This is a genomic window from Oxalobacteraceae bacterium OTU3CAMAD1 (assembly GCA_024123915.1).
In the GTDB taxonomy this organism is placed as follows: domain Bacteria; phylum Pseudomonadota; class Gammaproteobacteria; order Burkholderiales; family Burkholderiaceae_D; genus Rugamonas.
In genome coordinates, this window is the sequence record CP099650.1 from 6650680 (window position 1) to 6663146 (window position 12467).

Consider the following 12467-nt stretch of genomic DNA (forward strand, 5'->3'; position numbering starts at 1 on the left):
AAACTGCTGTTTCAATTTAAAAAAAGTTTAGTGAAAAAACCACCCGTATTTTGCTTCGTGCTTTGCTGCGTATCTTTTACTCGTGCTGCCTTAAAAATTACCTAAGAACCATTCCTTCATGCGCTGCCACACCGCCTTCACCGACCCATCCTGCCGCGTGACGATGTGACCACGCAGGTACTGCTTTTTCGCTTCCAACAACAGGCCAAGCACGGTCGCGTAGCGCGGGCTGCGCACCACGTCGGCCAACTGGCCACGATAGTCCGGCGTGCCAAGGCGCGCCGGCTTGAGGAATATGTCTTCCGCCATTTCGACCATGCCCGGCATGATCGCGGTGCCGCCGGTCAGCACAATGCCCGACGAGAGCACGCCCTCGTAGCCGGATTCGCGCACCACCTGGTGCACCATCGCGAACAGCTCCTCGACGCGCGGCTCGATCACCGCCGCCAGCGCCTGGCGCGACAGGTTGCGCGGACCACGGTCGCCCAGTCCCGGCACCTCCAGGCTCTCGCCCGGATCGGCCAGCACCTGTTTGGCCACGCCGTAGCGGATCTTGATTTCTTCGGCTTCCGAGGTCGGCGTGCGCAGCGCCATCGCGATGTCGTTGGTAATCTGGTCGCCAGCGATCGGGATCACGGCGGTATGACGGATCGCGCCGTCGGAAAACACCGCCACGTCGGTGGTGCCGCCGCCGATATCGATCAGCACAACACCCAGTTCCTTTTCGTCCGGCGTCAGCACCGCGTCGGCCGAAGCCATCGGCTGCAAAATCAGGTCCGACACTTCCAGTCCGCAGCGGCGCACGCACTTGACGATGTTCTGCACCGCCGACACGGCGCCGGTGACGATATGGACTTTCACTTCAAGGCGGATGCCGCTCATGCCGATCGGTTCGCGCACATCTTCCTGGCTGTCGACGATGAACTCCTGCGGCACCGTATGCAGCAGCTGCTGGTCTGTCGGGATGTTAACCGCCTTTGCCGTTTCGATGACGCGCGCCACGTCGGTCGCCGTCACTTCCTTTTCCTTGATTGCCACCATGCCGCTCGAATTGAAGCTGCGGATATGGCTGCCCGCGATGCCGGCATAGACATTGCGGATCTTGCAGTCGGCCATCAGCTCCGCTTCTTCGAGCGCGCGCTGGATCGATTCGACGGTCGCTTCGATGTTGACCACCACGCCCTTCTTCAGGCCTTTCGATTCGTGCTGACCCAGCCCGATCACCTCGTGGCGTCCATCGCCCATCACCTCGGCCACCACGGCCACCACTTTCGAGGTGCCGATGTCGAGGCCGACGATCAGGTTTTTAGCGTCTTTTGTCATGTCTGTTGCTACCTAGTGTTGGGGTTTAACGCTTATCGTTTTTTTTGCTGCCGCTTTTGGCTTGGTGCCCTCTTTCGGGATCTTCAATCCCGCCGCGCTCAGGGCCAAGCCGTTCTGGTACCGCATATCTATCGTCTCTATATCGGGCAAGTGCTCCACCAGTTGCGGATAAATCCCCGTCAGCCGGTCCACCCTTTCCTTCAACGTGGTGCTGGTCTGCTCGCGGCCCAGCGCCACGCTCATGCCGTTATCGAGCCGCACCGTCCATGCATAGCGGCTCGACAGCGACAGCGCTTGTGGCACCAGCTTGAGCGGCGCGAACCAGCCGCGCAGCTCCGCGTAACGCGACATCACTTCCTTCTCGCTGCCATCGGGCCCGTCGAACGCCGGCAGCTCGTGGTCCTCTTCCGCCTCGGCCAGGTTGGCGGTGAACACATCGCCCTTGACCGACAGCAGCCGACCATCCTCGCCCCACGTACCCAGCGCCTCATGCTCCTCCAGCGCCACGATCAACTGGTCCGGCCACTCGCGGCGCACCGTCGCGCGGCGTACCCAGGGCACCGATTCAAAGGCCAGACGCACCGCGTCCAGGTTGGTCGTGAAGAAGTTGCCCTTTAAGCGGCCCAGCGCGTTGTTCCGCAGGGTCAGGTGGTTCACATGCTGTAACTCGTCATGCCCGATGCTCTCGATACGAATCGTGCGCAGGTTGAACGCCGGGCGCTGCGCCACCCACCACACGCCGGCGGCGATGCATGCCAACAGCACCAGGGCGAAAATGCCGTTGGCGGTTGCATTCAAGGCTTTAGCGTCTTGCCACATCTGATACTTACCCCTTCATCTTCAAACGCGCCGTGCGCAAAATCTCCACGCACAGGTCTTCATAGCTGATGCCCGTCGCGCGCGCCGCCATCGGCACCAGTGAGTGCGTCGTCATGCCGGGCGAGGTGTTCACCTCCAGCAGGAACGGTTTCTGATCGCGCTCGCGCAGCAGCACATCGACCCGCCCCCAGCCTTCGCAACCCAGCGCGCGGTACGCCTGGACGGCGATGCGCTGCATCTCGGCGGCCAGCGCGTCCGGCAGCACCGCCGGGCAAACGTATTTGACGTCGTCGGTGAAGTACTTGTTCTGGTAATCGTAGTTACCGGCCGGCGCGATGATCTCGACGATCGGCAGCGGGCGCGCGTCGGCGCCGCCGCCCAGCATCGCAACCGTAAACTCGCGACCTGTGACGAATTCCTCCGCCAACACCGAGTCGTCCAGAGCGGCGGCGATATCGTAGGCGGCCTTGAATTCTTCAGCGGCGTTGACCTTGGTGATGCCGATGGTCGAGCCCTCGTGCGGCGGCTTGACGATCAGCGGCAGGCCCAGATCGGCGGCGGTCTTGTCCAAATCCGATGTCGCGTCGAGCACCGCGTAGTTCGGCGTCGGCAGGCCGGCGGCCAGCCACACGATCTTGGTGGTGATCTTGTCCATGCCCACCGAGCTGGCCATCACGCCGCTACCGGTATAGGGAATGCCCAACAGCTCCAGCGCGCCCTGCAGGCTGCCGTCTTCGCCGTAGCGGCCGTGCAGCGCGATGAACACGCGGTCGAATTTTTCTGCCGCCAGTTCGGCCAGCGAACGTTCGGCCGTGTCGAAAGGATGGGCGTCGACGCCCTTGCTTTGCAACGCGGCCAGCACGCCCGTGCCGGACATCAGGGACACTTCGCGCTCGGCCGAGCGGCCGCCGAACAGCACGCCGACCTTGCCGAAAGTTTTTACATCGATAGGAGTAAGCTGGTTCACGATCAGACCTTTGGATAATTAGTCAGTTTCGCCGGGACGCCGCTGATCGAGCCTGCGCCCATGGTCATGACGACGTCGCCGTCGCGCACCACGTTCATGATGGTTTCCGGCATATCGCCGATTGCCTCTACAAAAATCGGTTCCGTCTTGCCGCGTGCGCGCAGGGCATGCGCCAACGCGCGGCCATCGGCCGCCACGATAGGCGCCTCGCCTGCGGCGTACACTTCGGCCAGCACCAGCACGTCGGGCGTGCCCAATACCTTGACGAAGTCCTCGAACAGGTCGCGCGTGCGGCTGAAACGGTGCGGCTGGAACGCCAGCACCAGGCGGCGGCCCGGATAGGCGGCGCGCGCGGCGCCGGTGGTCACTTCCATCTCCAGCGGATGGTGGCCGAAGTCGTCCACCAGCGTAAAGGTGCCGCCGCCGGGAATCGCGACTTCACCGTATTTGGTGAAGCGGCGGCCGACACCGGCGAAACCGGCCAGGCCGGCCTGGGTTGCGCTGTCCTCGATGCCGATCTCGCGGGCAATGGCGATCGCCGAGCAGGCGTTCTGCACGTTGTGCATGCCGGGCTGGTTCAGCACCACGTCCAGATCCGGATAACCTTCCTGGATCACGGTGAAGTGCATCTCCACCCCGACGGCGCGCGCGTTCACGGCGCGTACTTCGGCGTCCTCGTGGAAGCCGTAGGTGGTCACCGGCTTGGTCACGTGCGGAATGATCGAGCGCACATTGGCGTCGTCGATGCACAGCATGGCGCGGCCGTAGAAGGGCAGGCGGTGCGTGAAGTGGACGAAGGCCTGCTTGAGCTTTTCGAAATCGTGCTCGTAGGTTTCCATGTGATCGGCGTCGATGTTCGTGATCACTTCGATCATGGGCGTCAGGTTCAGGAACGACGCATCCGATTCGTCGGCTTCCGCCACCAGATACTCGCCGCTGCCCAGTTTCGCGTTGGCGCCGGCGGAAGTCAGCCGGCCGCCGATGACGAAGGTCGGGTCCAGGCCGCCCTGCGCCAGCACCGACGCCACCAGGCTGGTGGTGGTGGTCTTGCCATGCGTGCCGGCGATGGCGATGCCGCGTTTAAGGCGCATCAATTCGCCCAGCATCACCGCGCGCGGAACGATAGGAATCTTGCGGCTGCGCGCCGCGACGATTTCAGGATTGTCCTGTTGTACAGCGGTCGAGGTCACGACGGCGTCGGCGTCGCCGATGTTTTCGGTCGCGTGACCCTGGAACACTTTCGCGCCCATGTCCGCCAGGCGCTGGGTGACAGCGTTGCTGCCCAGGTCCGAGCCGGAGACGGTGTAGCCGAGCGTGAGCAGCACTTCGGCGATGCCGCTCATGCCGCTGCCGCCGATGCCGACGAAGTGTATGTTCTGTACTTTATGCTTCACTGCTTAACCTTTTACCTTTGCAGATTGTTCCAATGCTTGAGCGATCGATTCGTTCGAATCGCGTTTGCCGACCTTGTGCGCCGCCGTCGCCATCGTCAGGCAGGCGTTGCGGGTCAGCGTTTCCAGCAGCGTCGCCACACTTTGCGCGCTCATTTCCGTCTGCGGCATGTGGATCGCCGCGTTCTGTTTGGCCATCCACTGCGCGTTGTCGCGCTGGTGGCTGGTTGTCGACGCCACCAGCGGCACCAGCACGCTGGCCACGCCGGCGGCGGTCAGTTCCGACACGGTGATAGCGCCGGCGCGGCAGACCACCACGTCGGCGGCGCTGTAGGCGGCGGCCATGTCGTCGATGAAATCGACCACGTTGGCCTGCACGCCGGCCTGCGCGTACGACGCGCGCAGCGCATCGATGTTCTTCTTGCCCGACTGGTGCGTCACCAGCGGACGCTGGTCGGCCGGGATCAGCGCCAGCGCCGCCGGCAGATTGTCGTTGAGCGCCTTCGCCCCCAGGCTGCCGCCCACGACCAGTATCCGCAGCGGACCTTCACGTCCGGCGAAACGCTGCGCCGGCGCCGGCATGTCCAGAATCTCCTTGCGCACCGGATTGCCGGTGACGACGGCCTTGTCGGCGGCCTTGCCGAAATCGGCCGGGAAACCGAAGCACACGCGGTCCGCGAACGGCACCAGCGTCTTGTTCGACAACAGCAGCGCGGCGTCGGCGTTGACCAGCACCAGCGGCACGCCGCCCATGCGCGCCATCAGGCCGCCCGGCACCGTCACGTACCCGCCCATGCCCAGCACCACGTCCGGCTTGCGGCTGCCGATGTAGCCACGGCAGGCGATGAACGCCTTAACCATCTTCAGCGCGCCGCCGAGCGAGTGCTTCAAGCCCTTGCCGCGCATGCCGGTGAAGTCGATGCTGTCCATCGGGATGCCGTGTTTCGGCACCAGTTCCTGCTCCATGCCGGCGGAGGTGCCCAGCCAGGTCACGTCCCAGCCGCGCGCGCGCATCGTCTGCGCGATCGCCAGGCCGGGGAAAATGTGGCCGCCGGTGCCGGCCGCCATGATCATCAATTTCTTCGTAGTCCGCGTCATAATCTGCCACCGCGCATCAGAACCCGGTTCTCGTAGTCGATCCGGAGCAGGATCGCGAGTCCGACGCAATTAATCACAACACCCGTGCCGCCATAGCTCATCAGCGGCAAGGTCAGGCCCTTGGTCGGCAGCAGGCCAAGGTTCACGCCCATGTTAATAAACGTCTGCACGCCGATCCAGATGCCGATGCCCTTGGCGGTCAGGCCGGCGAAGGTCTGGTCGATGGCGATCGCCTGGCGACCGATATCAAAGGCACGCTTGACGATCCAGTAGAAACAGCCGATCACCGCCAGCACGCCCACCAGGCCCAGTTCCTCGCCGATCACCGCCATCAGGAAATCGGTGTGCGCCTCCGGCAGGTAGTGCAGCTTCTCGACGCTGCCGCCCAGGCCAACGCCGAAGATCTCGCCGCGTCCGAAGGCGATCAACGAGTGGGTCAGCTGGTAAGCCTTGTTCAAGGCATTGTCCTCTTCCCACGGATTCAGGTAGGCGAAGTAACGCTCGCGGCGGAACTTCGACAACGCAATGATCGAACCGAAGATCCCCACCAGCATGACGCCGATGCCACCGAACCAGATGGCGTTGATCCCGCCCAGGAACAGGATGCCCATGGCGATGCAGACGATCACGCCGAAGGCGCCCAGGTCCGGCTCCAGCAGCAGCAACAGGCCGACGAAGCCGACCGCCGCCGCCATCGGCATGAAGCCCTTGGTCAGCTTGTGCATGTATTCCTGCTTGCGCACCGTGTAGTCGGCGGCGTACAGCACGGCGACGACCTTCATCAATTCCGACGGCTGGATCTTGATCACCACCAGCGACAACCAGCGGCGGCTGCCGTTGACGACCGAACCGAGGCCCGGAATCAGCACCATCACCAGCAGCACCAGAGTGGCGATGAACAGGTATGGCGCCGCCTTCTGCAACGTCGATATGCGGGTACGGAACACGAACAGGCCGATGATCAGCGAGACCACGACGAACATCGCCTGGCGCTGCAGGAAGTAAGTGTTCTGCCAGCGGGTGTAGTTGGCGAACTTGGGCGAGTCGGGCAGCGAGATCGAAGCCGAATACACCATCACCATCCCCAGCAGCATCAGCAACAGGGTGACCCAGACCAGCGGCTGGTCGTACTCCATCATCTTCGATTGCCGCGCGCGGCTGTCCATCGACGTAACCGCCGATTTCGCGCCAAAACGGAACGGCATCTGGAGCGCCATCAGATCTCCTGTCCGTTGTCGAGGGCGATATCGCGCACGGTGTCGATAAACACCTGGGCGCGATGCGCGTAGTTCTTGAACATGTCCATGCTGGCGCAGGCCGGCGACAGCAGCACGGCGTCGCCGCCCTTGGCCATTTCGCTGGCGCGCTTGACGGCCGATGGCAGGTCGGTGCCGCAATCAATCAGCTCATAGTTCAACTGCGCTGAAGGCGCCAGCGCGGCGCGCAGCAGCGGCGCGTCGCGGCCGATCAGCAGCACGGCGCGCGCGTAGCGCGACACGGGTTCGGCCAGCGGTGCGAAGTCCTGGCCCTTGCCGTCGCCGCCCATGATCACCAACAGGCGCTGGTCGGCGCCGGTGAACGCCTTGCCCAGGCCATTGAGCGCGGCCACGGTGGCGCCGACGTTGGTGCCCTTGCTGTCGTCGTAGTATTCGATGTCGTTGATCGCGCCGACCAGTTCCACGCGGTGCGGCTGGCCGCGATACTCGCGCAGGCCGTGCAGCAGCGGCGCCAAAGGCAGGTCGATGGCGCGGCACAGCGCCAGCGCGGCCAGCGCGTTGGCGGCGTTGTGCACGCCGCGAATCTGCAGCGCGTCGGCCGGCATCAGGTTCTTGACCATGCATTCGACCGGTGGTGGCGGCGGATCGCTCTTCTTGCGTTTTTTCGGCTCGGCTTCTTCTTCCGATGGAATCGCCGTCGCCAACCACAACACACCACGCTCGTTGTTCAGGCCAAAATCGTCGCGCACGGTCGGCGCGTCGGTACCGAAGGTGACGTTCTGGCCGGTGGCGCTGGCCATGCGCATGACGGTGGCGTCCTCCCGATTGAGCACGCGCACGGTGTCCGCCGCGAACACGCGATGCTTGGCGGCGGCGTAGGACGGCATGTCGCCGTGCCAGTCCAGATGGTCCTGGGTCACGTTCAGCACCGTGGCGGCATCCGCCTCCAGGGTGAAGGTGGTTTGCAGCTGGAAGCTGGACAACTCCAGCACCCAAATCTCCGGCAAGGCGTCTTCGTCCATCACCTGGCGCAGCACGTCCAGTGCCGCCGGGCTGATATTGCCGGCCACACGCACGCTCTTGCCCGCGCGCTCGCACAGTTGGCCGACCAGAGTGGTGACGGTGGTTTTGCCGTTGGTGCCGGTGATGGCGATGATCTTCGGCGCGTAGGCGCGTTCCTTCTCCAGCGATTCCAGCGCCTGCGCGAACAGTTCGATCTCGCCCCACACCGGAATATTTGCCGAGGAAGCGGCAGGGCCGATTTCGGCCAGCTCGCGGTAAGGCGCCAGGCCGGGGCTGACGGCGACAAAGTCCACGCCTTCCAGCAGCGAGGCACTGAATGAGCCAGACCCGGGACCGGGGACGAATTCGACGTCGGCGATCGCTTCCTTCAGTGCCGGCAAACGCTCCGGCGACTCACGGGTATCGGCAACGCGCACGCGCGCGCCGCTGCGGGCGAGCCACAGCGCCATCGCCAGGCCCGATTCTCCGAGCCCCAGTACCAGTGCGTTTTTGCCTTCGTAAATCATCAGCGCAGTTTCAAAGTAGAGAGCCCAACCAGCACCAGCATCATCGTGATAATCCAGAAGCGCACGACGACCTGAGTCTCTTTCCAGCCTTTTTGTTCAAAGTGATGGTGCAAGGGCGCCATCAGGAACACGCGGCGGCCGACGCCGAAACGCTTCTTGGTGTACTTGAACCAGCCCACCTGCATAATCACCGACACCGTCTCGGCGACGAAAATACCGCCCATGATGAACAACACGATTTCCTGGCGCACGATCACGGCGATGGTGCCCAGCGCGCCGCCCAAGGCCAGCGCGCCGACGTCGCCCATGAACACTTGAGCCGGGTGCGTGTTAAACCACAGGAAGGCCAGACCCGCGCCGGCTAGCGCGCCGCAGAAGATAATCAGTTCGCCCGCGCCGGGAATGTGCGGGATGAACAGATACTTCGAGTACGTCGCGCTACCGGTCAGGTAAGCGAACAGGCCGAGCGCCGAACCGACCATAATCGTCGGCATGATCGCCAGGCCGTCCAGGCCATCAGTGAAGTTAACGGCGTTGCTGGTCCCGACGATGACACAATATGTCAACGCGATGAAACCCCACACGCCCAGCGGATAGCTGATGGTCTTGAAGAACGGGACGATCAAGTCGGCCTTCGGCGGCAAATCCATCGAAAAGCCCGACTGCACCCAGGCGAAGAACAGCTCAAAGACCTTGCCGGCGTTGGGCGCCGATACCGAGAACGCCAGGTACAGCGCGGCGGCCAGGCCGACCAGCGACTGCCAGAAGTATTTTTCCGCCGAGCGCATGCCCTCCGGGTCCTGGCGCACCACCTTGCGGTAGTCGTCGACCCAGCCGACCGCGCCGAAGCCCAAGGTGACGACCAGCACAGGCCAGATCAAACGATTCGACAGGTCGCACCACAGCAGCGTCGATACGCCGATTGCGATCAGGATCAACAAGCCGCCCATGGTCGGCGTGCCGTGTTTTTTCAGGTGGGTCTGCGGACCGTCGGTGCGCACGGCCTGGCCGTACTTCATTGCGGTCAGCATGCGGATCACGGCCGGACCGGCGCACAGGCCGATCAACAAGGCGGTGGCGGCGGCGAACACCGCGCGGAAGGTGATGAAGTTGAAGACCCGCAGGGGGCCGATCTCGTCCTGGAAAAACTGTGCGAGCCAGAGCAGCATGATTAGTGACTTTCCTTGTTAGCTTGTTGCGATCCAATCAAATGCTGCACGACCCGTTCCATTTTCATGAAGCGGGAGCCCTTGATTAATACGGTTGCATTCGGTGCGACGGCTGCCTCCACGGCAGCGAGCAAGTCGCCGAACTGTTCAAAATGGCGAATGGCGCCCCCCTTCATGTGGGATGCCAGTTCGCCGGTGGCCAGCACCTGTTCGATGCCTTTACTGTGCGCGTAAGCGCCTATCTCTTCGTGGAACTCGCGGCCTTGCATGCCGACTTCGCCCATATCGCCCAGCACCAGCACACGCGGCGCGGCCGCTTTCGACAACACGTCGATGGCTGCGCGCACCGAATCCGGATTGGCGTTGTAGGTGTCGTCGATGACGACGGCGCCGTTCGCGGCGGCCTTCTTTTGCAGGCGGCCGCTGACGGGCGCGAAGGTGTCGAGTCCCAGCTTGATCTTTTCCAGCGCGATGCCGGCGGCATACGTGCATGCCACGGCGGCCAGCGCGTTGCGCACATTGTGTTCGCCCGCCGCTTGCAGGTTGACGAAGAACTGTTCCGGCTCGACGCCATCGGACAAACGGATGGTGATGAACATCTCGCTGCCGAAATCGCCGGCACGGAAGGTGCAGCTCACTTCAGCGTCCTTGGTCAGGCCGAAGCGGATCATGCGGCGTCCGGCCGACAGTTCTTCCCAGATCGGCGTGAACTCGTCGCCATGCGGGAACACCGCCACGCCGTTGGCGTGCAGGCCGGCCAGCACGGCGCCGTTCTCGCGCGCCACCGCTTCCACCGTGTGCATGAACTCCTGGTGTTCGCGCTGGGCGTTGTTGACCATGGCGATGGTCGGCTCGGCGATGGCGACCAGGCGGCCGATCTCGCCCGGATGGTTCATGCCCATCTCGATGACGGCCGACTGCTGCTTCGCTTCCATGCGGAAGAGCGTCAGCGGCACGCCGATTTCGTTATTCAGGTTGCCGCGCGTGGCCAGACGGCCTTCCTCGCCGTGGGCGGCGGCCAGGATCGCTGCGATCATTTCCTTGACCGTGGTCTTGCCGTTGCTGCCGGTTACGCCGATGACCGGCATGGAGAACTGGCGGCGCCAGTAATTAGCGATCTGTCCCAATGCGACCAGCGTATTAGGTACAACCAAAGCCGGCAGAGACCAACCTTCAGGAACTTCCTCGACTACGACGGCGGCGACGCCCTTCTCCGCGACCTGCGCGAGGAAGTTGTGGGCGTCGAATACTTCGCCGCGCAAGGCGACGAACAAAGAACCTGCGGATACATTGCGGCTGTCGGTAGACACGCCCGCAAATACAACTTCACCCGAACCGGCGGAGGTATTCACCAGCCACGCGCCCGGGAGGGAAGGCAGAATCTGTGCGAGTGCTGCACGCATCAATTCGTCCTCATCATGGTTAAACGGGCCGACAACGCCAACTGGGCGTGGTCGACATCGGAGAATGGCAGTTTCTTGCCCTTGATTTCCTGGTACGGCTCATGGCCTTTGCCAGCCAGCAGAATCACATCCGGCTTGGCGGCGTGCTTGATCGCCGACAGGATCGCGGCGGCGCGGTCGTCCAGGGTTTGCACCGTCGATGCCGGATTGTTCCGGTCCATGCCGGCGACGATCTGCTCGATGATCGAATGCGGGTCTTCGCTGCGCGGGTTGTCGCTGGTGACCAGCACGTGGTCGGCCATCTGCGCGATCTTGCCCATTTGCGGACGTTTGCCCGGATCGCGGTCGCCGCCGCAGCCGAACACGCACCACAGTTGGCCGCCACGGTCGCTCGCCACGGCGCGCAGCGCCGCCAGGGTTTTTTCCAGCGCGTCCGGGGTGTGTGCGTAGTCGATGACGATCATCGGCGCGTCCTGCCCGCCGACTTGCTGCATGCGGCCAGGGGCCGGCACCAACGCCTCGACGGCCTCGATGGCGGCGCGCAGACCCAGTCCCTTGGCCAGCATCGCGCCCATCACGCCCAGCGCATTGCTGATGTTGAAGTGGCCGACCAGCTTCGTTTTGATCAACGCCACGCCCAGCGCCGACTCCAGATGGAACTCGGTGCCGGCGCTGCGGGTGCTGCGGAACTGGCTGGCGCGCAGCATCAGCACGCCATCGATGTCCGGCTGCGTGGCGGCGTCGCGCAAGGTATAGCCGATCAGCGGGATAGTCCCGGCCAGCGGCGCCTTCGTTTTCAGATGCGCGATCAGGCGCAGGCCCATTGGATCGTCCAGGTTGACGACGGCCGTCTTCAGGCCGGGCCAGTCGAACAGTTTGGTCTTGGCCGCTTCATACGCCGCCATGTCGCCATGGTAGTCCAGGTGATCGCGGGTCAGGTTGGTGAACAGCGCGACGTCGAAATGCATGCCCGCCAGGCGGTCCTGTTCCAGACCGATCGACGACGCTTCGATCGCCAGCGACTTCGCGCCCTGGTCACGCAGGTCGGCCAAGGTGCGCGCCAACAGCACCGCGTCCGGCGTCGTATAGCCGGTGACGTCATATTCGACTTCCCCGCGCGCGCGGAACACACCCACGCCCAAGGTGCCGATGACGGCGGCCGGTTCGGCGCCGCGCGACAGGGCCTGCCCCAGCCACACCGCGCTGGAGGTCTTGCCGTTGGTGCCGGTGACGGCAACGGTGAACATCCCCGTATCGGGCTGCTGGTAGAACGCGTGGGCGATCAGGCCCGCATGCTGTTTCAGGTTATCGACCGTGATATACGGCACGCTCCAGCTGTCGTTCCAGGTGAAGCCGGCGGGGTCCACCACGATCAGCGCGGCGCCCTGCTCGATGGCGCTGTCGATGAAGCCACGGCCGTCGACGGCGTTGGCCGCGTCGGCTGCGAAAGCAAAAAACACATCGCCCAGCTTGATGCGGCGCGAATCCGACGCCAGCTGCGCGGTGGGCGCCAGCTTGCGGATCGCTGCCGCGATGGCCATGAAATCGGCC

The 12467-nt window shown here is 63.8% G+C and carries 10 protein-coding genes; all 10 read right to left on the reverse strand.

Annotation, left to right across the window (positions count from 1 at the left end; all coding sequences use genetic code 11):
- Positions 1–90 precede the first annotated feature (90 nt).
- Genes ftsA through NHH88_28410 form a run of 10 tightly spaced genes read right to left on the reverse strand, consistent with a single transcriptional unit; the run spans position 91 to position 12457 of the window.
- Positions 91–1323, reverse strand: coding sequence for a cell division protein FtsA (gene ftsA / locus NHH88_28365; protein USX13522.1), 1233 nt, complete (start codon positions 1321–1323; stop codon positions 91–93).
- A gap of 12 nt (positions 1324–1335) precedes the next feature.
- On the reverse strand, positions 1336–2142 hold the full coding sequence (locus NHH88_28370; GenBank protein ID USX13523.1) for a cell division protein FtsQ/DivIB: 807 nt from the start codon (positions 2140–2142) through the stop codon (positions 1336–1338).
- Positions 2143–2149: 7 nt separating this feature from the next.
- On the reverse strand, positions 2150–3109 hold the full coding sequence (locus NHH88_28375; GenBank protein USX13524.1) for a D-alanine--D-alanine ligase: 960 nt from the start codon (positions 3107–3109) through the stop codon (positions 2150–2152).
- Positions 3110–3111: 2 nt separating this feature from the next.
- On the reverse strand, positions 3112–4503 hold the full coding sequence (gene murC, locus NHH88_28380; protein ID USX13525.1) for a UDP-N-acetylmuramate--L-alanine ligase: 1392 nt from the start codon (positions 4501–4503) through the stop codon (positions 3112–3114).
- Positions 4504–4506: 3 nt separating this feature from the next.
- Positions 4507–5598, reverse strand: a complete 1092-nt coding sequence (murG, locus tag NHH88_28385; protein ID USX13526.1) for an undecaprenyldiphospho-muramoylpentapeptide beta-N-acetylglucosaminyltransferase — start codon at positions 5596–5598, stop codon at positions 4507–4509.
- Complete coding sequence (ftsW, locus tag NHH88_28390; GenBank protein USX13527.1) at positions 5595–6815, reverse strand: putative lipid II flippase FtsW; 1221 nt, start codon at positions 6813–6815, stop codon at positions 5595–5597. The genes murG and ftsW overlap by 4 nt, the downstream gene beginning before the upstream one ends.
- On the reverse strand, positions 6815–8344 hold the full coding sequence (gene murD, locus NHH88_28395) for a UDP-N-acetylmuramoyl-L-alanine--D-glutamate ligase (GenBank protein ID USX13528.1): 1530 nt from the start codon (positions 8342–8344) through the stop codon (positions 6815–6817). Before murD ends, ftsW begins: the two co-directional genes overlap by 1 nt.
- Entirely contained in the window at positions 8344–9513 is a 1170-nt protein-coding gene (mraY, locus tag NHH88_28400; GenBank protein USX13529.1) for a phospho-N-acetylmuramoyl-pentapeptide-transferase, read from the reverse strand. The genes murD and mraY overlap by 1 nt, the downstream gene beginning before the upstream one ends.
- A gap of 2 nt (positions 9514–9515) precedes the next feature.
- A complete protein-coding gene (murF, locus tag NHH88_28405) occupies positions 9516–10916 on the reverse strand; it encodes a UDP-N-acetylmuramoyl-tripeptide--D-alanyl-D-alanine ligase (protein ID USX13530.1) in 1401 nt (466 codons plus the stop codon).
- Positions 10916–12457 carry a UDP-N-acetylmuramoyl-L-alanyl-D-glutamate--2,6-diaminopimelate ligase gene (locus NHH88_28410; GenBank protein USX17462.1) on the reverse strand — a complete coding sequence of 514 codons (1542 nt, stop codon included), beginning with the start codon at positions 12455–12457 and terminating at the stop codon, positions 10916–10918. The genes murF and NHH88_28410 overlap by 1 nt, the downstream gene beginning before the upstream one ends.
- Between the last annotated feature and the right edge of the window lie 10 nt (positions 12458–12467).

Bases quoted from the DNA above. Each gene is read 5' to 3' on its own strand.
- ftsA (USX13522.1), bottom strand. From the start codon at position 1,323: ATGACAAAAGACGCTAAAAACCTGATCGTCGGCCTCGACATCGGCACC.
- NHH88_28370 (USX13523.1), bottom strand. From the start codon at position 2,142: ATGTGGCAAGACGCTAAAGCCTTGAATGCAACCGCCAACGGCATTTTC.
- murG (USX13526.1), bottom strand. From the start codon at position 5,598: ATGACGCGGACTACGAAGAAATTGATGATCATGGCGGCCGGCACCGGC.
- ftsW (USX13527.1), bottom strand. From the start codon at position 6,815: ATGGCGCTCCAGATGCCGTTCCGTTTTGGCGCGAAATCGGCGGTTACG.
- murD (USX13528.1), bottom strand. From the start codon at position 8,344: ATGATTTACGAAGGCAAAAACGCACTGGTACTGGGGCTCGGAGAATCG.
- mraY (USX13529.1), bottom strand. From the start codon at position 9,513: ATGCTGCTCTGGCTCGCACAGTTTTTCCAGGACGAGATCGGCCCCCTG.
- murF (USX13530.1), bottom strand. From the start codon at position 10,916: ATGCGTGCAGCACTCGCACAGATTCTGCCTTCCCTCCCGGGCGCGTGG.
- NHH88_28410 (USX17462.1), bottom strand. From the start codon at position 12,457: ATGGCCATCGCGGCAGCGATCCGCAAGCTGGCGCCCACCGCGCAGCTG.